The sequence below is a fragment of the Bradyrhizobium sp. WYCCWR 12699 genome (assembly GCF_032144035.1).
Classification (GTDB): Bacteria; Pseudomonadota; Alphaproteobacteria; order Rhizobiales; family Xanthobacteraceae; genus Bradyrhizobium.
In genome coordinates this window covers 178,178-204,095 of record NZ_JAVTJN010000001.1, presented here as the reverse complement: position 1 = coordinate 204,095, position 25,918 = coordinate 178,178, and the positions used below count along the sequence as shown (strand labels likewise).

Below are 25,918 nucleotides of genomic sequence, written 5' to 3'. Positions count from 1 at the left end.
TTGATCTAATGAATTGTAAGTTCGGCGGAAGATGTTGCTCGCGAGCAACAGAGCTTGCGAGAAGGCTAACTAAGATACTGAAGAAAAAGTAAAAAGCCCTCAGGGGGCATCCCGAGGGCTTTCTTGGAGGTCTCACATCGCCGTCTGTCGACAGGGTCAAGAGCAGCAAAGATTGAGTGGCACGAGACGTAATTGAATTAATTGATTTATGCAAGTATCAAATGGCTAAGCCATTCCAACAATGCTGTATCTGTCGCCTGCTTTCGACGCGCGACATAGGAGACGTCCCCGCGATATCCCGATAGAACATTGATCCAAGACCAATAAAAAAAGGATCAACGCCAAAGGGGGAGGGGCGACGCGGCATGATCGAGAAGAAGCTCGACAAGGCGATCAGGGACTTCATCTGGAATGTCGTCGAAATTCACGCGCAGCTGGATGACATCCACACCAGCTGGGCCGGATTGCTCGGCATTACCCAGCCGCAATGGCTGATCCTGATGGCGATCACCGAGCTGGACCAGGGGCAAGGCGTCGCCGGCACGGACATCGCGAACAAATTGCGCGTTCATCCGGCCTTCGTGACCAACCAGACCAAGATCCTGGAAAAGGGCGGCTTCCTGTCGCGGCGGCCGGCGGCGAACGACGCCCGCTTCGTGCTGATGTCGCTGACCGCGAAAGCGACCACCGACATCGAGCAGTTGTCCAAGAGAAGGCTCGCGCTGAATTCGACGATGTTCAACGATCTCGACGAGAAGACCCTGGCCGACATGAACACCGCGCTGGCAAAGATCGCCAAGAACGCCCGGCTGGCGGCGCGATTGCTGGCGATCGACGTGTCGTGATCCGCCGGGAAGCAAGCCCGGCCGACTAGAGATAGGTCACGTCCTCGAGCTGGGGGGCGCTTCCGAGCTTGCTGTCGAGCCATTCGAAAATGAAATCGTCGACGGCGACGAAATTCTCGACCTCGCCGAGGGGATGCGGGATGCGGCTCGGAACGACCACCGAGCAATCGGCTCCGGCCTGTCGATAGGCCGATTGCAGTTCGAGGGCATCCTGCTCCAGCATCATCGAGCGACTTCCGACCACCATGAGCAGCGGGCACGGGAGCTGGCGCGGGGCCATCATCGAAACCGGCACGCTCGCGTCAAGGGCCGCCTGCTCGACGTCGGTCATCCAGCGCAGCGATGCCCGGCACATCACCGGGCTCAATAGGCCCCCGTCGCACACGGCGGCGGCGAGCCGGCGATCCGCGCGGGCAAGACGGGACGCATGCCCGGCGCCCGCCCCTTCGCCATAGATCGCGATCCGCTGCGGATCGACATCCGCTCGCCCCTGAAGATAGTCCAGCCAGCATTGAAGCATCTGCTCCGGCTTGAAGGGGCGGCGGGCGGATGAGCGGCGGGCGTCGACGAGCAGGAGCGATATGTTGTGACGGAGCGATGCCGGCAGCAGCCTGATCATCATCGAGCCCAGCGTGATGTCCTCGTCGCCGACGCAGATGACCGCGGGGGCGGACGACGCCCGGCAAAGCGCCGGGACGAAGAATCCGGTGAGCGCGGCCTCGTCAAAGCCTTCGAGGGTCACGCGCTCGATCGCGGGGCCGGCGTCATCGGCCAAGCCTTTCAGGCTGATATCGACCTCGTTTGCGAAATCGGCGGCTTCGACGTCGCCTGGGCAAGACACGCTTCTGACGACTTCCAAGGCCGTCAACGCACATAGCCACGCCTCCCGCGCGGTCGGGATGGTCCCATCCTCGCCGGCGAACTTGGCGAAGGTCCGGTAGTCGTCTGCGACCCGCAGCCAGTCCGAAACCCACAGATGCCGGTGCGTCTCCCGCCCGAGTTCTGCGACCGACAAGCTTTCAAAGAATCCGGACGCGCGATGCCGCAACTGCGCCAGGCTGCGACCGCAGCCATCGCACGAGCCGTGTGGCCAATGATCACTTTCCATGCCAGCCCCCAAACGACGCTATCCGCGCGCCCCCAGACATGCGCCGGGATCTTCGAGCGTCGTCTTCGGCGCAGCGAAGGCACTGCGCGAAACGGTCCTGCTTCCAAACGAGCCGGCCTCGGTGCAATGTCCAAGCCTGCTCAACGCGATCGTCACGTCCCAGCTCCGTCGCTGATCCACAGTCATTTGCCGCGCACCAGTGATGCGGGCTCGTTCGTCTCTTGTTGCGACAGGCAAGCCGGAAATGCGCCACCTGTCGATCAAACAGACATGACTGCGTAAACCGCCGTTGTGAACGCACGATATGGTGAGATGCGTCCGATTGCCGCCTTGCCTGACAATGCGAGGACGGAAGCCGCCGGCACGCTGATCCATCGCAATGACGGCGACGACTTATGTGACGTGCTCATGACTAGTCGTCACGCGCGCGAGAGCGACTGGACCCAAATTCTGTAAATCAAAACTCTTCGGCACATTGGGAGGGCGCATGCGGGCGTTTCAGGAGGCCCGCCGGTCACCCTTGTATGCATTATCCCAGTTGCCATCTCCGCGGACTTCGCTTTACATGCCGGCAACTCGCCCGCGGATGACGGCCGGGGCTGAAAAATCACGCACATTGTCAAAGGGACGGAGCATGGCGCGCAACATATTGATTCTCGGGGCTTCTTACGGCTCGCTGCTGGGCACGAAGCTGCTGATGGCCGGGCACAACGTGACCCTGGTCTGCCGCGCCAAGACCGCCGAGCTGATCAACCGCGAAGGTACCGAGGTGCGCATCAAGCTGCGTGACGAGGCGGTGCACCGGGCGATCTTCTCGCGCGACCTGCCCGGCAAGCTCGACGCCGTGACCCCGGCCAATGTCGACCTCTCCCGCTATGATCTGGTCGGCCTTGCGATGCAGGAGCCGCAATACACCAACCACACCGTGCGCATGCTCATGGTCAAGATCGCCGCAGCGAAGCTGCCGTGTCTGTCGATCATGAACATGCCGCCGCTGCCCTATCTGAAGCGGATCCCGGCGCTCGCCGATATGGACCTCGAAGAGGCCTACACCAATGCGCAGGTGTGGGAGCGGTTCGAGCCGGGGCTGGTGACGCTGTGCTCGCCCGACCCGCAGGCGTTCCGTCCGCCGGAAGAAGCCGCGAACGTGCTGCATGTCGGCCTGCCCACCAATTTCAAGGCCTCGGTGTTCGCCGACGAAAAGCACAACAAGGTGCTGCGTGAGCTCGAGGCCGACATCGACGCGGTGACGCTCGACGGCCACGACGTGCCAGTGAAGCTGAAAGTGTTCGACTCCCTGTTCGTGCCGCTGGCGAAATGGTCGATGCTGCTCACCGGCAATTATCGCTGCATCACGCCGAACGAGCCGCAGTCGATCCGCGACGCCGTGCACGGCGACATCAAGCGCTCGCAGACGATCTACGACCATGTCGACGCCATCGCGCGCCGCCTCGGCGCCGATCCGCAGGACCAGGTGCCGTTCGCGAAATACGCCAAGGCCGCCGAGAGCCTGCTCAAGCCGTCGTCGGCCGCGCGTGCGGTCGCAAGCGGCGCGCCCTTCATCGAGCGCGTCGATCTCCTGGTGAAGCTGATCTCGCATCAGCTTGGCGTGCCCAATCCCGAGATCGACCGCACGGTCGACACCGTGGACCAGAAGCTGAACGAGAAGATCGTGCAGGGCGGATCCGGCGCGCAGTAGGCGCGCCGTTCCGAGTATTGCTTGCCGGCTGCGCGCCCATTGGAAAGATTGCGGCCGGATCAGCCGCGTCCGCCTCGGCCCCGGCCTGTTTGCGAAAAATTTGCATCCATGCGACGTCTGGCCTTAGTTAATGGAGGCTGCCGAGATGTCTCGGCAGTATCTCTGGACGCCGGTTCCGGACAGCAGGTTCCGGGTCTGCCGGCGACAGCCGGATGATGGGCGAAAGAACAAGTCATCGAAGATGGATCAGTCGACGTTGCAGGTCGTGCGCGCGGTGGAGGCCGGCGCGACAACCATGAAGAGTCTCATCGACGCGACCGGATTGTCCCGTCTCAAGGTCGAGCGCGCGTTGAACACGCTGGAGAAGCAGAAGCTGCTGGTCCGCGACGGCCAGGGCTTTCGTGCGACCGCCGTGCCTAAAGCAGCTCCGCTGGCCCGGCAATGCGGATCGTGCAACGCATGCTGCGACATTCTCGAAGTGGCCGCCGTCGACAAGCCGGTGAACCAGCTCTGCAAGCACTGGCAGACCGGCACCGGCTGCACCATCTACGACCGCCGCCCCCAGATGTGCCGTTCCTTCGTCTGCGCCTGGCTGCAGGGGCATCTCGACGACGACTGGTTCCCGGCGAAGTCGGGCATCATCGTGCATTTCAGCCAGGATGCAGTGAACGTGACGGTCGACGACCATTGCCCTGATCGCTGGCGCGAGGAGCCTTATTTCAGCAAGCTCGCCGAATGGTCGCTGAACGGGATCAAGCGGATCGGAAATCGGGGCTATGCCACCCTCGTCGTCTCCGGCGCCGACCGCTTTCTGCTGCTCGGACGCACCGTCGTTCCCGAGCCGACGCTGTTCGGCACGGCCTTCGTGCCGCTCACTGCCGACACGTTCCGGTTCTGGCGGGCAACGTCGCCGGAACATTTGCAGCGATTGCACGAGCGCATCGCCGAGATGGAGCGGATCAGGCAGGAATTCGGCTCATGCGTCATCCCCGAGAACGAGGACGACGATCCGCAAGCCCCCTATCGGCCCGCACTTCTACGGCAATCGAACCACGGCTGAACGCCGCCGTGGGCAACGCGGCATGATCAGCGCCATGCCGCTCGACGCGTCGCGGCGGGATTGATAAGCCGCTGTCCGCGAATGACGGGGACTTGAGTCGGGCATGACAGTTGCAATCGAGATGGGGCAGACCACGGCGGGCGCCGCGGCCGCCATGGACCTCGAGGAACTGCTGGCGACCCGCCTCCTCGTGCAGGGTAATTCGGGCTCCGGCAAATCGCATCTGCTGCGGCGGCTCCTGGAACAGAGCGCGCCCTGGGTGCAGCAGGCCATCATCGACCCCGAAGGCGATTTCGTCACGCTGGCCGAACGCTTCGGCCATCTCGTGATCGAGGCCGAGGACCACACCGAGCGCGGCCTTCAGGTTGCCGGCGAGCGCGCGCGGCTGCATCGCGTCTCCACCGTGCTCAATCTCGAAGGTCTCGACGCCGAGAACCAGATGCGCCGCGCCGCCGCGTTTCTCGGCGGGATGTTCGACGTCGACCGCGACCATTGGTATCCGATGCTCGTGGTCGTCGACGAGGCCCAGCTGTTCGCGCCGGCGGTGGCAGGCGAAGTCTCGGACGAAGCGCGAAAGCTCTCGCTCGGCGCCATGACCAATCTGATGTGCCGCGGCCGCAAGCGCGGACTCGCCGGCATCATCGCGACGCAACGGCTGGCAAAGCTCGCCAAGAACGTCGCGGCGGAAGCCTCCAACTTCCTGATGGGCCGGACCTTCCTCGACATCGACATGGCGCGCGCCGCCGATCTGCTCGGCATGGAACGGCGGCAGGCCGAAGCCTTTCGCGACCTCGAGCGCGGCCAGTTCATGGCGCTTGGACCTGCGCTGTCGCGCCGTCCGCTGCGCCTGAACATCGGCCCGACCGACACCTCCCCGCGCAATTCGACGCCGCGGCTGATGCCGCTGCCGGAGGCCACTGAAGATATGCGCGCCGTGATCCTGGCCGCGCCGCCGCCCGATGCCAGCCGGCCGCAGCGACGGCCCGCGCCGGATCTGCTGGAGCAGCTGCGCGCCGCAAAGGCGGCCGCACCGGTGATCCAGCCTGAGGTGGTCGAGGCGCCGGTCAGTGCCGAGGAGCTCGCCGAGCGGCGCGAGCGCGTGGATCGTACGCTGCGGGCCGTGCTCGCCGCGCCCGACGCCGGCTTCCGCGCCATCGGCGTGCTCTATCAGGAGTTCGTGGTCCGCTGCCGCATCGAGGGCCTCGGCACGGCAGTGCCCGATCTCAACGAATTTCGCCGCATGCTGACCCATGCCCGCGCCGGCCTCGGCACCGATCTGGCCGAAGACGACGCCTGGCAGGACGTCTCGCTGCGCGCGTCGATCTTGCCCGACGACATGCAGGGCGTGTTCATGATGATCGCGCGTGCCGCCAAGGAAGGCTGGCCCTGCCCCGGCGACGCCGCGATCGCCCGCGCCTACGGCTCGCATTCGCTGCGCCGGGCGCAGCGGCTGCTCGGCTATATGGAGGAGCAAGGCCTGATCGTGGTCCAGATCGACGGCAGCGGCCGCCGGATCGTGACGCTGGTGGAGCTGGCCTGGGCCACGGCCCCCGGTGATCCCAATGGCGACGACCTGCCGGCCGAGCCGGTCGTGCGCGCGGCGTCGGCGTGAGGCGTCAGGCCGCCTCGGAGCCGCCGAGATAGGCGTCGCGGATGCGCGGGTCGTCCTTCAAGGCCCGCGCCGGCCCCGACAGCACGATCCTGCCGGTCTGCAGCACATAGGCTTCGTGCGCGATTTCGAGCGCGAGGCTGGCGTTCTGCTCGACCATGAACACCGAGACGCCCTCCTGGTTGATGGTCCGGATCAGCTCCAGCACGCGGTCGACATAGAGCGGCGACAGGCCCATGGTCGGCTCGTCCATCACGATCATCCGCGGCCTGCTCATCAGCGCGCGCGCCATCGCGACCATCTGCTGCTCGCCGCCGGAGAGCGAACCGGCGCGCTGCGACAGGCGCTGGCCGAGCTTGGGGAACAGGGTCAGCATCCTGTCGAGATCCTGCGCCACCGCATCGCGGTCATTGCGCACGAAGGCGCCCATCAGGATGTTCTCGCGCACGCTCATGTCCGCGAACAATCGCCTCGCCTCCGGCACCGAGGCAATGCCGCGGCGGACGATCTGCGGCGTGGAGAGGCCGATCAGCGAGGCGCCGTCGAAGCTCACCTCGCCCGAGCGCGGCTTCACCAGGCCCAGGATGATCTTCATCGTGGTCGACTTACCGCTGGCATTGCCGCCGAGCAGGCAGACGATCTGGCCGCGCGCGACGGTGATCGAGAGATCAAAATGCACCTGGGCCTGGCCGTAGAACGTGTTGACGTTGGACAGTTCCAGCAGCGCTTCGGGCGACGCATTCATCATGCCGCGCTCTCCTGCTCTTTGCTCAGGCCATGGCCAAGATAGGCCTCGATCACCTTGAGATCGGTCCGCACCTGTTCGCCCGGCCCTTCCGCGATCTTCTTGCCTTCGTCCATCACGATCACGCGGTCGGACAGGCGCATCACCATCTCCAGCTTGTGCTCGATCAGGAGGATGGTCAGCCCTTCCGCCTTCAGTTCGGCGACGAGCCCCTGCATTTCCGCCGTCTCGGTCGGGTTCATGCCGGCGGTCGGCTCGTCGAGCAGCAACAGGCGCGGCTTCAACGCGAGCGCGCGCGCGATCTCGACGCGGCGGCGGTTGGCGTAGGACAGGCTGTAGGCGGGTTGGTCGATGCGCGGCACCAGCCGTTCGCCGAAGCGGGCGAGAATGGCCTTCACCTCTTCCCGTAGCCGCTCTTCCTCCGCCTTGACGCTCGCGGGCCGCAGCAGCGCCAGTCCGAGTTCGAGCAGCGGGCCGATCACCGGCACGGCCGGCTTCACCGCACGCAAGCGCGTGTGCGCGCCGATCAGGACGTTGTCCATCACGCTGAGATTGCCGAAGACCCGGCCGAGCTGGAAGGTGCGCGCGATGCCCTCGGCCGCGAGCCGCTCCGGCGACAGGCCGGTGATGTCCCGGCCTTCGAAGTGAACCGTACCCGCATCGGGGCGGTCGAGGCCGGTGACGAGATTGAACAGCGTCGTCTTGCCGGCGCCATTGGGGCCGATGATGCTGACGAGCTCGCCTTTGGCGAGATCGAGATCGATCGCGTCGACGGCGGTGAGGCCGCCGAAGCGGCGCGTCAGCCCGCGCAGGGACAGCATGGGTACGTGCTGCTCCGCCATCAGATCGTCCCCAGCAGGCCCTGCGGCCTGAACCGCACGAGCAGCAGCAGCACGATGCCGTAGATCAGGATGCGATACTCCGCCGCGATCCGGAACACCTCGGGCAAGCCGACCAGCGCCACCGCCCCGAGAATGGCACCGACGACATTGCCGAGGCCACCGAGGATGACGACGGTCAGCGCCAGGATCGATTGCTGCGTGTTGAAAGTCTCGTGGTTGATGTAGGAGTAGAGATGTGCGGCAATGCCGCCGCTGATTCCGGCGGCGAACCCGCCGAAGATGAAGGCCAGCGATTTGTAGCGGTTCAGGCTGAGACCATAGGCGCGCGCGGCGACGTCATCGTCGCGGATGGCGCGGAAACTGCGGCCGAGATGCGAGCCGAGCAACCGGCCCTGCAGCAGCGCCAGCACCACCATCACCGCGAAGCTGAACCAGTAGACCGAGGTCGGGCTGATCAGATCGTACCCGAACAGCGACAGCGGCGGGATGCCGGAGATGCCGATCGGCCCGCGCGTGACGGTCTCCCAGTTCAGGATCACCAACGAGACGATCTCGCCGATCGCGAGCGTTGCGATCGAGACATAGTGCCCGCGCAGGCGGAACGAGGGTGAGATCAAGGCTGTCCCGAGCGCCGCGCTCATCAGGCCGCCGCCGATGATCGCGAGGCCGACGGGAACGGAGAACGTGAGCGACAGCAGCGCGGAGGTGTAGGCGCCGATCGCGAGCAGCGCGGCGTGACCGAGCGAGACCTGGCCGATCGTGCCCGCGACCAGCGTCAGGCTGAGCGCGAGCATACCGAGCAGCCAGGCATTGATCAGGGTCTGAAGCACGTAGAACGATACCGGGAATAGCGGCAGGATCGCGAAGATCGCTGCCGCAACAGCCAGGGCCCAGCGCGGAATGCGCACGGGGCGGCTCGGCGCGATGAAGGTGCCGGTGAGCGGCTCGGGCGGCGCCTGCCGCGCGCTGGCGAACAGGCCGTTCGGCCGCAGCACGAGCACGACGACCAGCAGCAGGAATGCGAACAGATTGCGGTAGCTGGTGCCGAACACGGCAACGCCATAGCTCTCGACGAGGCCGAGCAGCAGGCTGCCGATCACCGCGCCCGGTACATTGCCGGCACCGCCGACGACCTCCGCGACGACGCCCTTGAGCGTCGCCTGCAGGCTCATCGCGGTGTCGATCTGGTTGTAGTACATGCCGACCAGCATGCCGGAGACGCCGCCGAGCGCGGCGGCGATGCCGAACACGGCTTGATTGACGCGGTTGACGTCGACGCCCATCTGCATCGCGGCGTCGCGGTCCTGCGAGGCCGCGCGCACCGCCCAGCCGAGCTTGGAGTAGCGCAGGAACACGAACAGCAAGAGCGCGCTGGTGAGGCCGACACCTGCGATGAGCAGATCAAGAGGCCCGATCGTGCCACCACCGACCTGGAAACGCACATCCGGCAACTGGCTCGGCAGCGCGCGCGGATTGGGCGAGAAGGTCAGCATCACCAGCTGATCGAGCACGAAGCTGATGCCGATCGTCGCCAGCAGCGGTGCGATGCGCACCGAGTTCTGCAGCGGACGCAGGCCGAACCGCTCGATGATCAGCCCGACGATCGCAGCCGCTACCGCGACCACGATGATGGTGAGGGGCAGCGGCGTATGCAGCTGCACTACAGCGACCCAGCCGACATAGGCGCCGACGAGATAGATCGAGCCTTGCGCGAAGTTGATCAGCCGGCTGACGCCGAAGATCAGCGCGAGCCCGACCGCAACGAGCCCATAGACATTGCCGACGATCAGCCCGTTGATGGTGTAGTCGAGCCAGGAAGACACGCAGTTTTCCTACTGAAGGGAGAACGGGCCGAAGCGAATGCTCGGACCATCAGGTCAGGTCGGCTTGCCGTCCCAGAGCGCGAACTGGCCCTTGCGCACGACGAGCTCGGCGTTCATGGCGCCCTTGACGCGGCGGCTCTCGACGTCGAACGTCGCTTGGCCGAAGATGACGCTGGAGACGTCCTTCACCTTGGCGAAGGCATCGCGGACAGCGCGGCGATCGGTGCCGCCGATCTTGACGACGGCGGCGGCCATGTTCATCGCATCGTAGGAATAGGCGTTGAAGGCATCGGGCTCCTGCCCGCCATACTTGGCCTTGAAGCCGGCGATGAACTTCTTCACCTCGGGCCGGGGATCCTGCGGGAAATAGCGCGTGCCGAGATGCACGTCCTCGACCGCCTCGCCACCGAGCTCGATGAATTTCGGCGAGTAGACCGAGCTTGCGGCGCACATCACCTGCTTCAGGCCGACCTGCCGCGCCTGACGGGCGATCAGCGCGCCGTCGGAATAATAGGAGATTAGGATCAGCCCGTCGGGATTGGCGTCGCGCACGCGCACCAGCGTCGAGCGGAAGTCGCGCTCTTCCGCGATATAGCCCTCGGTCACCGCGATCTCGGCGCCGTATTCCTTGGCGGCTTTGACGAAATAGTCGCGGCTGGTGCGGCCCCAATCGGTGTTGAGATGCAGCACCGCGAGCTTCTTGAGGCCGAGGCGCTTCACCGCATAGGCCGCCAGCAGCGGCTGCTCGTCGGCCTGGCTGACCGATGTGCTCCACATGAAGTCGCCGCCCTTGGTGAAATCAGGGTGCGAATTGGTGAAGCCGAACTGCACCAGGCCGCCGCGCTGGTAGATCGGGGATGCCGCCATCGAGGCGGGGCTCGAGAAATCGCCGAGCTCCATGACGATGCGGGGATCGGACACGAACTTCTGGGCGATCGCCACCGACTGGCGCGGATCGCTCTGGCTGTCCTCGAACTGGTAAGCGAGCTTGCGGCCGTTGATGCCGCCGGCCGCCATGATCTCGTCGAGCGCGAGATCAAAGCCCTGCTTCCACTGCGTGCCATATTGCGCGTTCGGTCCCGTCAGGGGGCCGCTGACGCCGAGCAGAATCGGCTCGGAGGATTGCGCGAAGGCACCGCGCGAAAAGGCCGCGCCCGCCATCATGGCGGCAAGCGAGCCCTTCACCAGGGTACGACGATCGATGTTGCTCATGCACGGCTCCATCCACTCAGGTGTTGAAACAAGCAGCAAGTCTTTGTGCCGGTGATATTGCCTATTTCGAGGGCTCGCCGAGCGACAGCATCAGCCGGTTGGCCCAGTTGAAGAACGAGGCGCCGTTGATGACGTCGACGATCTCGGCATCGTCGAGACCGGCGCGGCGCAGCTCCGCGATATTGTCAGGGCCGAACGCGATCGGCGTCGCGGCCAGCGCCACGGAGGCCTTGACCACGGCATTCCAGCGCTCGCCGAGATCGGCCTTGACGCCTTCATCGAGCAGCTTCTGCACGTCGTCGCGGCGCTTGGAATAGGTGCTGGCGAAGCGCGCATGCACCGAGGCGCAATAGATGCAGCCGTTATAGCGCGAGGTCGCGGCCGCCGCGAGCTCACGCTCGGCGCGGGGCAGGCCGTCGGCGACGTTGTAGAAGATGTCCTTGTCGGTCTTGGTACGAGCTTCCAGCACCTCGGGATCGCGCACCAGCAGGCGGAAATATTCCGACTTGGCGCGGGCCCGGTCGACGAGGCCAGCGTAATGCCGCCCGGTCAGCTCGGCCTCGGGCAACGGATCGATCCAGGAGACCCAGCCGAGTTCATCCTGGGTGAAGACGACGGGCGGGTTGACGGTGACGCTCATGATTGCTGCCTCCTCTTATGCGTTCGCGGCGGCGAGCGTGCGCAGGCCACCGACGACCCGCAGCTGGAACGACAGGAACGCGACGAGCTGGGAGAAGGTGACGATTCCGGTGGCCGACCAGCCGGCGTCCAGCAACGCCTTCATGTCGGCGGACGCGGCATCGCGCGGCCGGAACACCAGGAGATGCGCGTGTTCGAGGGCCGCGACGAGCCGCGGACCGAGGGCAGCCTTGCGCTCCGCGCTCACGCGATAGATCAGGCCGGCGGTGTTCTCGATCGACAGCGGACCGGCGGGATACGAGCCATACGGACCCGAGGTCTTGCCCCCTGCGATCTCGCCGTCGATCGCCTCGATCAGGCGCGCGCCATCCGCGTTGGCGGCCAGCTTGTCGCGATAGAAGGCGGCGACGGGGGATTCGCCGTGCAGCCCGGTCACGAAGGCCGCGACCGCGGCGCGTTCTACCAGCGAAAACTCGCTCGCGTCGATCGGCTCGAACAGCGAGAGATAACTCTTCTGCGCATTGTCGCGCGCCTGCAGGCGGCGGGCGCGGATGGCGTCCAGAGCCGAGCCGGGCTCGATCCCGGCGAGCGTGTCGATGATATCTGGTGTTGCCATCATTCAGCCTCGTGCCACGCGATCGCGTTCATAGCGGTTAACCTGCGAGCGCCACGTCGGGCGCCGTCCGCGTCCAGCCCAGCGCCGGCGCGACCTTCTCCGCGACCAGATCGATCGAGCGCAGGACGCAGGCGTGCGGCGCATCGACCGAATGCACCTGGAAGACGAGATCGGTGATCCGCTCCAGCGTCGCGTCGCCCCGCAGCGAGGCGACGACGTGATCGGCGTCGCCGACATGGGTGTCGAACGCCGTGATCATTTCCTCCAGCGTCTCGCCCGGCTTGGCGTGACCGCCCTTCATGAATTGCGGCAGCGCGCGGCGCAGTCCAATGTCTGCGAGCCGCATCGCTTCGGCATGGTCGTCGGCGACGAAGACGCTGCGCGAGGCCATGATGCGCGGCTCAGCCCCCTTGGGCAGCGCTTCCAGATAGGCATCGATCACCGGGTTCTGGATCTCGGCGAGCGTCGCCTTCGGTGCCTCCTTGGTGCGCGGCTGGGTGCGCGACAGCAACAGGCCATCGCCCGCCTTGCCGGCGCGGGCGCCGCCGGCGACCGAGAACGTCGCCTGCCAGATCCGCTTGTCCAGCTGCGGCCGCTGCGGATAGATCGTGTCACCGCCATCGAGCGGCCTGCCGACCAAAGCGGTGCGGACGACCTCGAGATTGCGGGCGAAAATCTCGTTGCGCTGGGCGCTGTCGAGGCCGAAGGCGGCGAAAGCCGAGGGATTGCCGCCGGTGCCGACGCCGAGCTCGAAACGGCCGTTGCAGAGGAGATCCAGCACCGCGGCGTCCTCCGCCACCCGCACCGCATTCTCCAGCGGCAGCGTGACGATGCCGGTGCCGAGGCGGATGCGCGAGGTTTGTGCTGCGACGTAGCCGAGGAAGGTGAAGGGCGACGGCAGGCCGCCCTCGCGCTCGTGGAAATGATGCTGCGCGATCCACGCGGAATCGAGCCCCGCCTTTTCGGCACGCACGATCTGCTCGGCCGCGAAGCGGTAGCGGTCCGCCGGCGGGGCCTCGTCGAGCAGCCGCGTGAAGAACCCCAGGCGTTTCAAATTTGCAAAGCGTTTCATACGACCCCTGTCGGGCTGGGATGGCCAGGCCCCCGATGATGTCGGTTACTGCTGCTTCAGACAAGCGGGCATTGCGCAAGGCTCATAAGCAAGGCCCATAAGCAAGGCTCATGCGCAAGGCCGCCCACCGGATCGCCCGCGACTGCGCTGGAGCTGGGCAGATTGCCTACCAGCTCGGCAGCACCGCGCCCTTGAACTTGGCGAGAACGAATTCCTTCACCTCGGGCGTGTGGTAGCTGTCGACGAGGATCTTGACCCAGGGCTTGTCCTTGTCGGCGGTGCGCACCGCGATCAGGTTGACGTAGGGGCCCTTGGGGTCTTCGCGCAGGATCGGATCCTTGACCGGATCGAGACCCGCCTGGGTTGCGTAATTGGTGTTGATCGCGGCGGCGTCGACGTCGTCGAGCGCGCGCGGCGCCTGCGCCGCGTCGACCTCGATGAATTTCAGCTTCTTGGGATTCTCGGTGATGTCGAGCACCGTCGGCTTGAAGCCGGTGCCGTCCTTCAGCTTGATCACGCCCTTGTCGCGCAGCAGCAGCAGCACACGGCCGCCATTGGTCGGATCGTTGGGGATCGAGACCTTGCCGCCCTCGGGAATGTCGGCGAAGGCCTTGTGCTTCTTCGAGTAGACGCCGATCGGGAAGTTCACGGTCAGGCCGACGGCCTCGATCTTGTAGCCGCGGTCGGCCTTTTGGTTGTCGAGATAAGGCTGGTTCTGGAACGAATTGGCCTGGATCTCGCCGGCATCGAGCGCGGCGTTCGGCACCACGTAATCGGAGAACTCGAGCAGCTGGATGTCGAGGCCCTGCTTGGCCGCGACCGGTTTCACCGCCTCGAGGATCTGCGCATGCGGCCCCGGCGTCACGCCGATCTTGATGGTCTCGGCTGAGCTTCCTGCCGACCAGGCGGCGAGCAAGGTTGCGAGGATCAGGGGCAAGCGAAACGACATCTTGGTCTCCATGGCACGGCGAAAATGACTGGAACCGTATTCGCTTCTCCGTAGGCCGAAATCAATGAAATGGAAATCCATATTGCATGCTCGGGGCGGGCACGCGTTCTCCATTCGGCGGCAAACGCGGAACGAATTCGCGGCGGCCGCAAAGCGTGAGGCGCATCACGGCAACGCGGCGCCCGGCGCGCAAGATTGGCGACATCACCAGCGGAACCAAAGGAGCAATCGACCATGACCGCACTTGCCACGCCAAAGCTCACCGGCCGAAAATGGCTCGAATGTTTTGCACTCTATTTTGTGCTTCAGGGCGTGCCGATCTATTCCGGCGTCGCGCTGCTGATCAAGCTGATCGACGCGGCCGAGTTCGTCGGCCAGCCCTTCGGCGCCGTCATCTTCGTCGCCATGATGTCGACTTTTCACGCCCTGCTGACCCCGGGGTTCGGCGCCAGGTTCCCGCATTTCTTCCGGCACAGCTTCGAGCCGCTGTTCGCCGACACGAATTTGTCCTTCTCCGAGCGGGTCTCGCGCTGGCTGGCGCTTCCGAACACGGCGCTGCAGCTGCTGAGCCAGGCATTGCTGCTTTCGGCCCTGGCGATCGGCGTGGTCAGCATCGGCTAGATGCCCGGCGCGTCAAGGGGCCTGCGCGGCGATCCCGCTCGTGACCCGCGCGGGCTGTCCCCATCGTCATTTCGTCGCAGGGCGGCTTTGCCGGCATTGCCGCCTCGCGCATGATGCAACATGATGACCGCCAGGGACGATTTGTCTTCGAGGTGGAGGGTCATCTGATGAACGAGAATGAAATCCGGGGTCTGGTCGGACAGGTCAAGCAAGGCACGCTGTCGCGACGCTCGTTCATCCAGAAGGTGGCCGCGGCCGGCATCGCGGCCCCGATCGCAAGCCAGATCCTGGTCTGGAACGACGTCGCGATGGCGGAAGCCACGCTGCCCTACAAGCCGACCAAGGCCGGCGGCGGCGGAACGCTCAAGATGCTGCTGTGGCAGGCGCCGACCTTGCTCAATCCGCATTTCGCGCTCGGCACCAAGGACCAGATCGCCTCGCGCGTCTTCTTCGAACCGCTCGCGGGCTGGGACAAGGAGGGCAACCTGATCCCCTGCCTTGCCGCAGAGGCCCCGACTAAGGCCAACGGCGGCCTCGCGGCCGACGGCATGAGCGTGGTCTGGAAGCTGAAGCAGGGTGTCAAATGGCATGACGGCAAGCCCTTCACCGCCGACGACGTCGTCTTTACCTGGCAGTATGCCGGCGACCTCGCCACCGCGGCCTACACCACCGGCTCTTACAAGGACATCAAGGTCGAGAAGATCGACGACTACGCCGTCAAGGTGATCTTCAAGGCGCCGACGCCGTTCTGGGCCGATCCGTTCGTCGGTTCGGTCGGCCAGATCCTGCCAAAACATCTTTTCGGCGATTATGTCGGCGCCAAGTCGCGCGAAGCGCCGGGCAATCTGAAGCCGGTCGGCACCGGCCCGTACAGATTCGTCGAGTTCAAGCCGGGCGATTTGATCCGCGCCGAGCGCAATCCGGACTATCACATCAAGAACCAGCCGCATTTCGACACGCTCGAGATCAAGGGCGGCGGCGATGCGGTGTCCGCGGCGCGCGCCGTGCTGCAGACCGGCGAATACGACTTTGCCTGGAACATGCAGGTGGAGGAGGAGGTGCTCAAGCGCATGGAAGCGGGCGGCAAGGGCAAGCTCGACATCACCCCCTCCGGCAATGTCGAGTTCATCATCCTCAACACGACCGACCCGTGGACCGAGGTCGACGGCGAGCGTTCGAACGCCAAGACCAAGCATCCGACGCTGTCCGATCCGGCGGTGCGCAAAGCGATCAACCTGTTGATCGACCGCGACGCGATCCAGAAATTCATCTACGGCCGCGGCGCCGTCGCGACCGCGAGCTTCGTCAACGCACCGAAGCAGTTCAAGTCGCCCAAGCTGACATACGAGTTCAGCATCGACAAGGCCAACAAGATCCTCGACGAAGCAGGCTGGAAGAAAGGGGCGGACGGCATCCGCGAGAAGGACGGCAAGAGGCTCAAATATGTGTTCCAGACCTCGACCAATGCCCCGCGCCAGAAGACCCAGGCCATCATCAAGCAGGCCTGCGAGAAGGCCGGCATCGAGATCGAGATCAAAGCGGTCACCGCCTCGGTGTTCTTCTCCTCCGACGTCGGCAATCCCGACACCTATTCGAAATTCTATGCCGACATGGAGATGTACAATACCACCCAGCCGCAGCCCGATCCGGAGCGATTGTTGAATCAATGCGTGTCCTGGGAGATCGCGACCAAGGACAACAAATGGCTCGGCCGCAACAATTCGCGCTATGCCGACCCTGAAGCCGACAAGTCCTACAAGGCGGCGCAGAACGAGCTCGATCCCATCAAGCGCGCCGCGCTGCTGATGAAGGTGGACGAGATCTTCTGCGGAGCCCACGTGTTCCTGCCGCTGCTCTCGCGCCATATCGTCAATGCCGGCGCCAACAATTTGATGATCGACATCTCGGGCTGGGACACCATTACGTGGAATCTGGCGGCGTGGTATCGGGCCTGAGGGCTGGACGCGCGTGTCCCGAACAAGCCGCAGCGCCTTGAGCGTTGCGGCACCGAACCGGGCCGGCGGCTTGCTTCAGACACGCCTTTTCGACCTAGCGGTGCATTTCACCCGAGCTTTGCTTCGTCTCGCCACCCTCTTGTCGCTCCCAGCGCCGCCATCATCTGTCCACTGTGTGGTTCAGATCACAGCAGAATCACCCGCCTCCGCCTACTATGACGGTGCATGGCCGCAAACAAGGTAACGGCGGTACGCGTAAGGCTGCGGCGACGATCGACAGCTCGGGACTTTTCGAAGCCGCCTGGTGAGAGCCCGGCGGCTTTTTCTTTGTTGCAACGCGGCAAATGGCCCCTCCAATCGCGCGCGCAGCTTGCACCTATGAAGCGCCCGGGCCCTTCCGCTCCTCGCGCTCGTCCTCGATCTGCCGTTCCGCTTCGAGCCAGAATTCCAGATCCTGGCCGGCTGGCCGTCCCGCCTGCTCCCAGAGCTCGTAGGCACGCGCGCGCACCTGGCCGCGCCGCATCATGCGGCGGAGCTTGCGCTTCAGCTCGTCGGCGAAATTCCTGAAGCGCTGGCCGGTGGTTTCGTCCTTGACGAGCGCTGCCGCTCGCGTCGCGAGTTCGATCTGGTGCTCGATCTTCTTCTGCTCATCCACCGCTGACACTGCCGTGGGAAAGGATTGTTGTCAGAGCCCGTGCTGTTCAGAGACTGAATTCCTTTCCGGGATGGTCTGTTCCCTCGGCAACAGCGCGAGTTAGCGGACGGCGTAGCCCACCCTGCGCACCATCACATCTGCTCGACGCCGCTAGTGCCAGGTCGTATCGGCTTCGACGATCACCACGCGGATTTCGGGATCTTCAATCGTGTTTCAGGTGCAGGGCATGCCCTCGCCGCAGCGGCAGCCGTCAAGCTTCTCGCTCCAGGCCCGGAGCGGGTGGTTTTCGCAGACCCATCCCAGACCCCGGCAGAATGGGCAGGTCTTGTCGGTCACAGCGTGTCCGGCGTCCGCAACGTGCTCGACTTGTCCTCGTTGCGCAGCTCCTGCTCGGCGGCCTGCCAAAACTCGTCCTCGCGGCCTTCGGGCTTGCCGGCCTGCTCCCACAGGCGGTGCGCGCGTTCCCTGATCTCTTGCTCGGTCGGGTCGGACAATGGCTTCTCCTCGCGTGACGCACGGCCCACCCTGGGGGGGCATGGGGGCTTGGAGGCGGGCCGTGCAGGCCAGCAATCGGCGGCGACTCTGGCCCGCCGATTCAAGCCGCGACCGTGCGCGGAGTTCCTAAAGTGAGCGCATTCGTCTCTGCGACCGGCAAGGCTGCCGATCCCCCATCGCGGAGCCTCAGCTGGTACCTCGAACGGAGGTCACCGCCGATCCCGGACTATTGCTTCAGCCCATCTGCTCATAGAATGCGAAGCCTTCCTCGACACCGCCGAAGAAGACGCCCTCGCCCTTGGACAGCACCAACGCCTTGGTGCACATCAACCGGCACAGGTCTTTTGAATGCGATGCGAGCAGCAGAATACGAGCGCGGCTGACGAACTGGTTCACGCGCTCGTGCGCCTTCTCCTGGAAGTGCGCATCGCCGGCGCCAATGCCTTCGTCGATCAACAGGATGTCCGGATTCTGGGCGGTCGCAAGCGCGAACGAGAGCCGCGCCTGCATGCCTGCCGAGTAGATGCGCGTCGGCAACGACAAATAGACGCCGAGCTCGGTGAACTCCTCGATGTCGCGCACGAGGTCCTGATATTTGTCGCTCGGCCAGTTGTAGAGATTCGCGATCAGCCTGATGTTCTCGTATCCGGTCGCGTCGGCATTGAGCGCGATGCTGCCGCTGAGCAGCGTGAACGCGCTTCCCTTCACGTCCACCGAACCGGTCGACGCCGGGTAGATTCCGGCAACCAGCCGCAGCAGGGAAGTCTTGCCTGCACCGTTGTGGCCGATCAGGCAGATGCGGTCGCCCTCTCCTAGGTCGAGCGACAGGTTCTTCAAGGCATGAATGACGATGATGCCGTTGGTGCGGCTTGCCGAGTCGGAGCCGACCCGGGCATTGCTGAAGGACGGCAGGCGGATCAGGCGGAGCGCATGGCTGTCGTAGATCGGGATGCTGACGTTGACGTTCTTCAGACGAACATGAGCCATCGGTCAGCCGTTTCTCGTGAGAATCTCTTGGTTGAGCATGATCCGCTGGGAAGACCGATGTTCGATTTTTCGGGCATGCTCTAGACGCAGAAGGCGAGTTGACCGCGCATCCGGCGGTACACCATGAAGGCGAGGCCATAGCCGGCGACGGTCACGCCGAGCACCGTCAGATAATGCGCAAGCGGCGGGACCTCGCCGAGGAGTGGATTGCGTATGATCTCGATGAAATAGAACAGCACGTTGTATTCGACGAGAGACTGCCGGTCGCTGGCGATCTGCCGATAATTCCAGAATACCGGCGTCACGAAGAAAGCAAGCTGCATCAAATTGCGCACGATCAGCTCGACGTCGCGGTACCGCGCGCAAATGAAGCCGAGCACCATCACGACCCAAAAACCATTGACGAACAGCAGGATGATGCCGGGGATAGCCAGCAGGCTCGTCCAGCTGAGCGGGACCAGCGCAAACACGAGGCCGAGCAGATAGATGATGGCGTGATGACCGAAGGTGATCATGATCTTGAAGACGGTCCGGCCGACATAGAGACCAAGACCGAGCGTGGAATTGCTGAGATATCCGGCATTTCTGACGAAGACGCCGCCCCCTTCGATGACCAGCGCCGATATCGCCGACCACACGATGATTCCGACACCGACATAGGCGATGATGTCGGAGACGCTGCTGCCGAAGATGGCCGACGAGACGACGCTCAGGCCCAGCAGCATCACGAGCACGTTGAGGGTTTCCCACAGAGGGCCGATCCTCGAGCGCCGATACTGGCAAACCGTGTCGAGCCATGCCCAGCTCAGGGCATTGGACAACGTGTTCAAGCCACCCTGAATTGCCGAAGCCAGGGGATGCGGTTCTGCGATCGGCTTTACAAATGTTGAGGCCAAGACCACTCCCAACTTCGTGCACGTTCCGCCTCAGGCACCGCGCTCTGTATCGCACCCGACGCGCAGACCGGACGAGACGTCCGCGCAAAAGGACCGGCAGGCGCCCGCGAGATCATTCCGGTCGTCAGAGAATCGGTCAATCGCAGAATGATCTACCGAACCTCCGTGCACAGCGTCACTGTCCAGCCAAAGGGACCCTGGAAGGGCTTCGAACTCGATGTGAAGGGGAGACTCGCCACGCTGGATAGGCGGGAGGCCTCTCCGGAGGCCCACCATAACAGTGGGAGGTACGTGGTAGCGGGAGAGGGACTCGAACCCCCGACCCCAGGATTATGATTCCCGTGCTCTAACCAGCTGAGCTACCCCGCCACAGGGTCGCGAACGGCTGCGACGGCCGATCTCGCGAACGCGCGGCATATAAAGAAGGGGGCGGCGGGAAGTCAAGCAAAGCGGCCGCCTTTTTCCGCCTTCGCCAAGGCTATCGTGGGGCAAGTGCCTTACGAATATGGCATCTTTTTCAATGAGTTCGTCATGGCCGGACTTGCCCCGACCACCCACGCCTCGATTTGCGGGCCCCAAGAACGCGGATGCCCGGGGACAACCCCGGGCATGACGCAATCTGGAGTACGGCGCGCTATTTCGGCCTGACGTTGGGGTCGCCGCCGGGGCTGCCGGGGGGCGGGATCACCGGGGTGTTGCCGCCGCTGTCGGGGGCCGGGGCGTGCATGTCGGGGTCGACGCCGGAGGGCGGGCAGAGCACGCCGTCGGACTTGGCCAGTTTGTCGCCGAGCGGTTCCCGGGACTGGCCGGTGGTGGTGCCGTCCGACGAGCGGCCCGGCCGGTCCTGCGGGGCGCAGTTGGCGGCATGTTGCGGGGATGGCGGCGCGGTCGCTTGCGGCGGCGTCGCCGGGGCGGGCGGGGCCTGGGCGATCGCTCCGCCGGAAGCGGCGATCAGGAGGCCAGCCAGGATGATGTTTGATGTCGTGCGCATGGGAGGGAAACGCGCCGATCACGGCGCGCGTTCCCGGCACATGATCACGATTTGCGGTAGCGGATCAGCGAAAAGTGCCCCATCGGCGGCATCGGGCGGCGTTCGGCCAGCGTGATTCCGCCGTGCCTGGCGGCCCAGTTCACGAGGCGGGCCCACGGGAATTCCGGGCGCCAGCCGAGGCGGCGGGCGATCGGCGCGAAGGCCAGCTCGAACAGCTTGCGCGGACCACTCTCGGCGCCGATGTGGTTGACCAGGATCAGCTCGCCGCCCGGCTTGAGCACGCGCACGAACTCGTCGAGCGTACCTTCGGGATCGGGCACGGCCGTGATGACGTACTGCGCGACCACCGCGTCGAAGAAGTTTTCGGGGAAAGCGAGGTTCTTCGCGTCCATCACCGAGAGCACCTCGACGTTGGAGAGGCGCAAGCTCCGCACGCGCGCCTGCGCTTTGCGCAGCATCGGCTCGGAAATGTCGACGCCGCAGATCTTCGTGGTGCGCGAATAGTCCGACAGCGACAGCCCGGTGCCGACGCCGACGTCGAGGACGCGGCCGCCGATGCGGTCGGCTTCTGCGATGGTCGACTGCCGTCCGGCGTCAAACACCTTGCCGAACACGAGATCATAGACCGGCGCCCAGCGGCCATAGGCCTTCTCGACCCCCGCCCGCGAGATGTCTGCTGCCATGCCCCTGCCCTGCCTGAACGCTTCTATTCGGTAATGATCATTGGTGAGATCAGATCCAACTCCGTGCGCGGCCTAGAGCCTCTCCCGCTTGCGGGAGAGGTCGGCGCGCAGCGCCGGGTGAGGGTTCTTTCCGCTCGCGATATATCGCTGGTGGAGAGAGCCCCCTCCCTTACCCTCCCCCGCAAGCGGGAGAGGGGGTGCACCTCTTTCGCGGTAGCAGTTGGGGCCGATCTCGGCAAGATTAGCCGCGAACCGCTTCGGCAAGCGGGCGCGCCGATGCACCGCCGACCTTCGCGGCGGCGCTCTGGATGAAGCCGCCGCCGAGCACGCGCGCCTGCCCGCTGGCTGCGTCGTAGAACACGCAGGCCTGGCCGGGCGAGACGCCCTCCTCGCCGGCAACGAGCTCGACCTCGTAATGGCCATTGCCGCCGCGCAGCCAGGCCGGCTGCGGCGAGCGGGTCGAGCGCACGCGAACGAATAGTTCGAGGCCGCCGCCGATGGCGCGGTCGATGTCGCCGTCGCCGATCCAGTTGACGTCGCGAAGTGCGATGCGGTGCATCTTCAGCGCATCGCGCGGGCCGACGACGACGCGGCGGTGAGCTGCCTCCAGCCGCACCACATACAGCGGCGCGTGGGCTGCGATGCCAAGCCCGCGGCGCTGGCCGATGGTGAAATTGGCGATGCCGTTGTGCCGGCCGAGCACGCGGCCGTCGAGATCGACGATGTCGCCGGGGTCCATCGCGTTCGGCCGCAGACGCGTGATGATGTCGGTGTAGCGCCCGGTCGGCACGAAGCAGATGTCCTGGCTGTCGTGCTTGTCGGCGACGGACAGGCCAAAGCGCCGCGCGAGCTCGCGCGTCTCGGGCTTGGTCATGTCGCCGAGCGGGAAGCGCAGGAAGTCGAGCTGCTCTTGCGTCGTCGCGAACAGGAAATAGCTCTGGTCGCGGTCGGCGTCGGCCGCGCAGACCAGCGCGCGCGAGCCGTCCTCGCGGCGCCGCGAGGCGACGTAATGGCCCGTGGCAAGCGCCTGCGCCCCGAGCTCGCGCGCGGTCTTCAGGAGGTCGCGGAACTTGACTGAGCGATTGCACTCGATGCACGGCACCGGCGTTTCGCCGAGCGCGTAGCTATCGGCGAAATTGTCGATGACGGACTCGCGGAAGCGATCCTCGTAGTCGAGCACGTAATGGGGAATACCGAGCTTGGCCGCGACGTCGCGCGCGTCGTGGATGTCCTGGCCGGCGCAGCAGGCGCCCTTGCGGTGCGTCGCCGCGCCGTGATCGTAGAGCTGCAGCGTGATGCCGACGACGTCGTAGCCTTCCGCCTTCAACAGCGCAGCCGTCGTCGAGGAATCGACGCCGCCCGACATGGCAACGACGACCCTGGTGTCCTCAGGACGGCCTTCGAGATCCAGACTGTTGAGCATGGGCCTTCAAGGGTTGACGGCGGCGCGCGGCGACCCGCGATTTCTTGCTTCTCGCGGGACATCGGCGATCCCCGGGAACTTTAGTTCCCGAAAGGCACATCTGCCCGGTCGAAAGCGGCTGAGAGTAACCTCTTTAATATAGGCGGCATTCCGGTGAAGCAATCACGGGGGTGGCCAGCTTAGGGCAATTCTTGCCGGGGAGGCAGAAATGGCGGGGTCGCGGCGGGCCCGGCTGCGGCGTCCGAAACCAATCAAGCCACTGATTTTATTATATAAAATCACGCATTGCGATGCTGGCCCGCTCCTTGCTCCCTTGATGCCGAAGATGTTTCCAAGGGGTCGCCTGTGGTCGGTCGTACTTCAGAAGTCGCGGCAAGCGTGCAAGTTTCGAGCACGCAACAAAAGCCTGCCCGCTCGCAGAGCGCCAAAGAGGCGCCCGCGAACGACAGCTTCGGGTCGCTGGTCGACAGCAACGCCCAGGCGATCAGCACCAATGTGGCCTCGCAGGCTCAGGACAGCGCGCCGCGGCGGAGCGATTTGTCCTCGTCCTCCCAGGACAAGGGCCCGCGCGACACCTCATCCACGGATCCATCCTCGCAGAGCAAGGCGAGCGACGACACCGACGTATCGGCCCCCGCCAGGGACGACAAGACGGGCGACGCCACCGCCGACCCGGCCAAGGACGCCGGCAAGGCCAAGGACAAGGTCAAGGACAAGTCCGAGACATCCGACGCCAAATCGGCTGACGCGTCCGAGGAGACCAAGGGCGACAAGGCCGAGGCCACCGACGGGCTCGCCGCCGCCGTGGATCCCGCGGCAATCGCACCGACCGATGCGGCGCAGGTCGCCGTGCCCGATCCCAACGCGATCGTGGTGGCCGCGCCTGTGGTCCCGACCGATCCGAACGCGGCTGCGACCCAGGCCGCCACCTCCTCGCCGCTGACGATCGCCGCCGCAGGCCTTGCCGCCAGCGCCTCGACCGCGGCGCAGATCGCGGGCACCAAGGCCGACAATGCGACGCCCGGCGACAAGAGCGCCAAGACCGCCAGCGCCAAGGTGGATGCCGACACGTCGGCGACGCTGGCCGACGCGGCGACCGGCGCAACCGACGAGGTCACCGCCGACGCCAAGCCGACCAGCGGACTGATCCCCGTCAATCCCGGCACGCCGAAGACCTCGTTCCAGGCCGTCGCCACCGCGCAAGGACAGTCCGACGTCTCCAATATCGGCCAGGACACCGGCAAGGCGAACGCCGCCCCGACGCAAGCACCGGGCATTGCGACGGCCAACGCCGCCGCGCATCCGCAAGGCCCCAAGCCGCAGGCGGATGACGCGGCGACCGAGACCAAGCCGGGCGCCGCGGACCGCAGCCCCGACGCGATTCCGGCGGCACCGGCCGCCCAGGCCCATGCCAATGCGCAGGCCGCCTTCAATGCCACCGATGCGAACGCGCAGGCCGCTTCCGCCGTGCAGGCGCCGCTGACCAACACGACCTCGATCGCGTCCGCATCGACCGCGACACTGACCGCGACCGCGGCGACCGCCACGGCGGTGCCAATCAGCGGCGTGCCGGTCGAGATCGCGGCCGCGATCCGCTCCGGCAGGTCCCGCTTCGACATCAGCCTCGATCCGGCCGAGCTCGGCCGCATCGACGTGCGCATCCATGTCGACCGCGCCGGCAACGTCACCTCGCATCTCACGGTGGAGAAGCCGGAGACACTGCAGATGCTGCGCCAGGACGCGCCGCAATTGCAGCGCGCGCTCGACGATGCCGGCCTCAAGACCGGCAGCAACGGGCTGTCCTTCAGCCTGCGCGACCAGAATTCATCGGGCCAGAACTCCGGCCAGAACAACGACAATGGCGGCAATGCCCGCCGGCTGATCATCAGCGAGGACGACACTGTCGCTGCCGCACCCGTCGGGCGCGGCTACGGCCGCATGTACGGGCCGAGCAGCGGCGTCGATATCAGAGTGTAAGGAGTATTCGACATGACAACCACGACTGGCGCTACCGCCCCTGCTGTCATCTCCGGGACGACGGACCTGCCGAAATCCTCCTCGTCGAACTCCTTGAGCTCGACCACGGGATCGACGCTCGCCGGCAACTTCCAGACCTTCCTGACGCTGCTGACCACGCAGCTGCAGAACCAGAACCCGCTGGATCCGCTCGACACCAACCAGTTCACCCAGCAGCTGGTGCAGTTCGCCGGCGTCGAGCAGCAGCTCAAGACCAACGATGCGCTGTCCCAGCTCGTCACCCTGCAGCAGACCACGCAGGCGACCCAGGCGCTGGGCTTCGTCGGCAAGACCGCCCTGGTCGACGGTTCGACCGCGACCATGAAGAGCTCGTCGGCCACCTGGCATCTCAACGTGCCCACGGATTCTACCGTCGACATTACCGTCGCCAATGCCAGCGGCCAGACCGTGTTCACCGGCAAATATACCGCCGCCGCCGGCACCGACATCCCCTTCACCTGGAACGGCCAGGGCAATGACGGCACTCAATGGCCCGACGGCAAGTACACGATCACGGCCACGGGCAAAGACGTCGCGAACAACAATGTCGGCATCGCCGCGCAGGTGCAGGGCACCGTGTCGTCCGTCGACCTGACCCAGTCGCCGCCGCTGCTCACCATCGACGGCGCCAGCTACACGCTGAGCCAGGTCAAGAGCATCATCGCGACGAGCAGCAATTAGGCTCGGGCACGAGCTACATAGTCGGTGCCATCCCCGCCTCGTGCACAATTGCGCACCGGCGCGGGGATCCATAACCCCGGGGAGGAATTTGGCGAAGACTCGTAGTTAGGAAATTTTTCTTGGTGCTGCCACGCGCGACCCATCGAGAGATCACGCGGTAGGAGTCCCCTGCTTTCGCAGGGACGACGGCTGAGAGAGCCCTTGAAGGGCCTCGTTCGTTAGTAAAGTATTAAGAAGACCCCTCGACCGGCCCGGATGTCACCCGATCCGCCGGCCGACATGGCGTCGTTTCAGCA

Annotated in this window: 24 protein-coding genes and 1 tRNA gene; 8 read left to right on the top strand and 17 right to left on the bottom strand. The window is 65.2% G+C overall.

Annotated features, from left to right (window positions below):
* The first annotated feature begins 365 nt into the window (after positions 1-365).
* Entirely contained in the window at positions 366-845 is a 480-nt protein-coding gene (locus RPS27_RS00995) for a MarR family winged helix-turn-helix transcriptional regulator (protein WP_194404193.1), read from the top strand.
* Between the two features lie 25 nt (positions 846-870).
* Here RPS27_RS00995 and RPS27_RS00990 read toward each other — a convergent pair whose 3' ends face one another.
* On the bottom strand, positions 871-1,965 hold the full coding sequence (locus RPS27_RS00990; RefSeq protein ID WP_313753843.1) for an alpha/beta hydrolase: 1,095 nt from the start codon (positions 1,963-1,965) through the stop codon (positions 871-873).
* Between the two features lie 622 nt (positions 1,966-2,587).
* On the opposite strand from RPS27_RS00990, the gene RPS27_RS00985 reads away from it, so the two are divergent.
* The 3 genes from RPS27_RS00985 to RPS27_RS00975 all read left to right on the top strand — a co-directional run bounded on the left by RPS27_RS00985 (position 2,588) and on the right by RPS27_RS00975 (position 6,324).
* Positions 2,588-3,652, top strand: a complete 1,065-nt coding sequence (locus tag RPS27_RS00985; protein WP_212067310.1) for a ketopantoate reductase family protein — start codon at positions 2,588-2,590, stop codon at positions 3,650-3,652.
* 241 nt (positions 3,653-3,893) lie between these two features.
* A complete protein-coding gene (locus tag RPS27_RS00980) occupies positions 3,894-4,712 on the top strand; it encodes a YkgJ family cysteine cluster protein (RefSeq protein ID WP_212067311.1) in 819 nt (272 codons plus the stop codon).
* Between the two features lie 103 nt (positions 4,713-4,815).
* Positions 4,816-6,324, top strand: a complete 1,509-nt coding sequence (locus RPS27_RS00975; RefSeq protein WP_212067312.1) for an ATP-binding protein — start codon at positions 4,816-4,818, stop codon at positions 6,322-6,324.
* Positions 6,325-6,328: 4 nt separating this feature from the next.
* Here RPS27_RS00975 and RPS27_RS00970 read toward each other — a convergent pair whose 3' ends face one another.
* The 8 genes from RPS27_RS00970 to RPS27_RS00935 form a co-directional block, all read right to left on the bottom strand.
* Positions 6,329-7,069 carry an ABC transporter ATP-binding protein gene (locus RPS27_RS00970; RefSeq protein ID WP_212067313.1) on the bottom strand — a complete coding sequence of 247 codons (741 nt, stop codon included), beginning with the start codon at positions 7,067-7,069 and terminating at the stop codon, positions 6,329-6,331.
* A complete protein-coding gene (locus RPS27_RS00965) occupies positions 7,066-7,908 on the bottom strand; it encodes an ABC transporter ATP-binding protein (protein WP_212067314.1) in 843 nt (280 codons plus the stop codon). The genes RPS27_RS00970 and RPS27_RS00965 overlap by 4 nt, the downstream gene beginning before the upstream one ends.
* A complete protein-coding gene (locus RPS27_RS00960; RefSeq protein ID WP_212067315.1) occupies positions 7,908-9,731 on the bottom strand; it encodes an ABC transporter permease in 1,824 nt (607 codons plus the stop codon). The genes RPS27_RS00965 and RPS27_RS00960 overlap by 1 nt, the downstream gene beginning before the upstream one ends.
* Before the next feature lie 54 nt (positions 9,732-9,785).
* Positions 9,786-10,943: an ABC transporter substrate-binding protein gene (locus RPS27_RS00955; protein WP_212067316.1), complete on the bottom strand. Its 1,158-nt coding sequence runs from the start codon at positions 10,941-10,943 to the stop codon at positions 9,786-9,788.
* Between the two features lie 61 nt (positions 10,944-11,004).
* Positions 11,005-11,583 carry an alkylhydroperoxidase domain protein gene (locus RPS27_RS00950; protein ID WP_212067317.1) on the bottom strand — a complete coding sequence of 193 codons (579 nt, stop codon included), beginning with the start codon at positions 11,581-11,583 and terminating at the stop codon, positions 11,005-11,007.
* Between the two features lie 15 nt (positions 11,584-11,598).
* Positions 11,599-12,201: a CMD domain protein gene (locus RPS27_RS00945; protein ID WP_409517539.1), complete on the bottom strand. Its 603-nt coding sequence runs from the start codon at positions 12,199-12,201 to the stop codon at positions 11,599-11,601.
* Positions 12,202-12,235: 34 nt separating this feature from the next.
* Positions 12,236-13,270 carry a putative FMN-dependent luciferase-like monooxygenase gene (locus RPS27_RS00940; protein ID WP_212067318.1) on the bottom strand — a complete coding sequence of 345 codons (1,035 nt, stop codon included), beginning with the start codon at positions 13,268-13,270 and terminating at the stop codon, positions 12,236-12,238.
* A gap of 166 nt (positions 13,271-13,436) precedes the next feature.
* A complete protein-coding gene (locus RPS27_RS00935; protein ID WP_211416603.1) occupies positions 13,437-14,231 on the bottom strand; it encodes a MetQ/NlpA family ABC transporter substrate-binding protein in 795 nt (264 codons plus the stop codon).
* A 222-nt stretch (positions 14,232-14,453) separates the two neighbouring features.
* Here RPS27_RS00935 and RPS27_RS00930 point away from each other — a divergent pair, with 222 nt between their 5' ends.
* Complete coding sequence (locus tag RPS27_RS00930) at positions 14,454-14,840, top strand: hypothetical protein (protein WP_194404204.1); 387 nt, start codon at positions 14,454-14,456, stop codon at positions 14,838-14,840.
* 167 nt (positions 14,841-15,007) lie between these two features.
* Positions 15,008-16,795: a peptide ABC transporter substrate-binding protein gene (locus tag RPS27_RS00925; RefSeq protein WP_212067319.1), complete on the top strand. Its 1,788-nt coding sequence runs from the start codon at positions 15,008-15,010 to the stop codon at positions 16,793-16,795.
* 376 nt (positions 16,796-17,171) lie between these two features.
* Here the strand turns inward: RPS27_RS00925 and RPS27_RS00920 are convergent, their stop codons facing one another.
* The 8 genes from RPS27_RS00920 to mnmA all read right to left on the bottom strand — a co-directional run bounded on the left by RPS27_RS00920 (position 17,172) and on the right by mnmA (position 22,925).
* Positions 17,172-17,450 carry a DUF2934 domain-containing protein gene (locus tag RPS27_RS00920; RefSeq protein ID WP_194404206.1) on the bottom strand — a complete coding sequence of 93 codons (279 nt, stop codon included), beginning with the start codon at positions 17,448-17,450 and terminating at the stop codon, positions 17,172-17,174.
* Between the two features lie 332 nt (positions 17,451-17,782).
* Positions 17,783-17,944: a DUF2934 domain-containing protein gene (locus tag RPS27_RS00915; protein ID WP_212067320.1), complete on the bottom strand. Its 162-nt coding sequence runs from the start codon at positions 17,942-17,944 to the stop codon at positions 17,783-17,785.
* Positions 17,945-18,179: 235 nt separating this feature from the next.
* The gene (locus RPS27_RS00910; RefSeq protein ID WP_212067321.1) at positions 18,180-18,932 is read right to left on the bottom strand and encodes an ABC transporter ATP-binding protein; all 753 of its coding nucleotides are present in this window, start codon (positions 18,930-18,932) and stop codon (positions 18,180-18,182) included.
* Positions 18,933-19,012: 80 nt separating this feature from the next.
* A complete protein-coding gene (locus RPS27_RS00905; RefSeq protein ID WP_409517538.1) occupies positions 19,013-19,666 on the bottom strand; it encodes an ABC transporter permease in 654 nt (217 codons plus the stop codon).
* A 454-nt stretch (positions 19,667-20,120) separates the two neighbouring features.
* Positions 20,121-20,197: transfer RNA gene (locus RPS27_RS00900), tRNA-Met, on the bottom strand.
* A gap of 265 nt (positions 20,198-20,462) precedes the next feature.
* Positions 20,463-20,819, bottom strand: a complete 357-nt coding sequence (locus RPS27_RS00895; RefSeq protein WP_212067323.1) for a hypothetical protein — start codon at positions 20,817-20,819, stop codon at positions 20,463-20,465.
* Positions 20,820-20,863: 44 nt separating this feature from the next.
* Positions 20,864-21,502: a class I SAM-dependent methyltransferase gene (locus RPS27_RS00890; RefSeq protein ID WP_212067324.1), complete on the bottom strand. Its 639-nt coding sequence runs from the start codon at positions 21,500-21,502 to the stop codon at positions 20,864-20,866.
* 241 nt (positions 21,503-21,743) lie between these two features.
* Entirely contained in the window at positions 21,744-22,925 is a 1,182-nt protein-coding gene (gene mnmA, locus RPS27_RS00885) for a tRNA 2-thiouridine(34) synthase MnmA (protein WP_212067325.1), read from the bottom strand.
* Between the two features lie 345 nt (positions 22,926-23,270).
* On the opposite strand from mnmA, the gene RPS27_RS00880 reads away from it, so the two are divergent.
* On the top strand, positions 23,271-24,902 hold the full coding sequence (locus RPS27_RS00880; RefSeq protein ID WP_212067326.1) for a flagellar hook-length control protein FliK: 1,632 nt from the start codon (positions 23,271-23,273) through the stop codon (positions 24,900-24,902).
* A gap of 12 nt (positions 24,903-24,914) precedes the next feature.
* Positions 24,915-25,622 (top strand): flagellar hook assembly protein FlgD, encoded by a 708-nt coding sequence (locus tag RPS27_RS00875; RefSeq protein WP_212067327.1) that lies wholly within the window; start codon positions 24,915-24,917, stop codon positions 25,620-25,622.
* The last annotated feature ends 296 nt before the right edge of the window (positions 25,623-25,918 follow it).

Coding starts and splice junctions, on each gene's coding strand:
- RPS27_RS00890 (WP_212067324.1), bottom strand. CDS start 21,502: ATGGCAGCAGACATCTCGCGGGCGGGGGTCGAGAAGGCCTATGGCCGC.
- RPS27_RS00985 (WP_212067310.1), top strand. CDS start 2,588: ATGGCGCGCAACATATTGATTCTCGGGGCTTCTTACGGCTCGCTGCTG.
- RPS27_RS00940 (WP_212067318.1), bottom strand. CDS start 13,270: ATGAAACGCTTTGCAAATTTGAAACGCCTGGGGTTCTTCACGCGGCTG.
- RPS27_RS00965 (WP_212067314.1), bottom strand. CDS start 7,908: ATGGCGGAGCAGCACGTACCCATGCTGTCCCTGCGCGGGCTGACGCGC.
- RPS27_RS00875 (WP_212067327.1), top strand. CDS start 24,915: ATGACAACCACGACTGGCGCTACCGCCCCTGCTGTCATCTCCGGGACG.
- RPS27_RS00910 (WP_212067321.1), bottom strand. CDS start 18,932: ATGGCTCATGTTCGTCTGAAGAACGTCAACGTCAGCATCCCGATCTAC.
- RPS27_RS00970 (WP_212067313.1), bottom strand. CDS start 7,069: ATGATGAATGCGTCGCCCGAAGCGCTGCTGGAACTGTCCAACGTCAAC.
- RPS27_RS00935 (WP_211416603.1), bottom strand. CDS start 14,231: ATGGAGACCAAGATGTCGTTTCGCTTGCCCCTGATCCTCGCAACCTTG.
- RPS27_RS00895 (WP_212067323.1), bottom strand. CDS start 20,819: ATGCGCACGACATCAAACATCATCCTGGCTGGCCTCCTGATCGCCGCT.
- RPS27_RS00980 (WP_212067311.1), top strand. CDS start 3,894: ATGGATCAGTCGACGTTGCAGGTCGTGCGCGCGGTGGAGGCCGGCGCG.
- RPS27_RS00955 (WP_212067316.1), bottom strand. CDS start 10,943: ATGAGCAACATCGATCGTCGTACCCTGGTGAAGGGCTCGCTTGCCGCC.
- RPS27_RS00930 (WP_194404204.1), top strand. CDS start 14,454: ATGACCGCACTTGCCACGCCAAAGCTCACCGGCCGAAAATGGCTCGAA.
- RPS27_RS00945 (WP_409517539.1), bottom strand. CDS start 12,201: ATGATGGCAACACCAGATATCATCGACACGCTCGCCGGGATCGAGCCC.
- RPS27_RS00995 (WP_194404193.1), top strand. CDS start 366: ATGATCGAGAAGAAGCTCGACAAGGCGATCAGGGACTTCATCTGGAAT.
- RPS27_RS00975 (WP_212067312.1), top strand. CDS start 4,816: ATGACAGTTGCAATCGAGATGGGGCAGACCACGGCGGGCGCCGCGGCC.
- RPS27_RS00925 (WP_212067319.1), top strand. CDS start 15,008: ATGAACGAGAATGAAATCCGGGGTCTGGTCGGACAGGTCAAGCAAGGC.
- mnmA (WP_212067325.1), bottom strand. CDS start 22,925: ATGCTCAACAGTCTGGATCTCGAAGGCCGTCCTGAGGACACCAGGGTC.
- RPS27_RS00950 (WP_212067317.1), bottom strand. CDS start 11,583: ATGAGCGTCACCGTCAACCCGCCCGTCGTCTTCACCCAGGATGAACTC.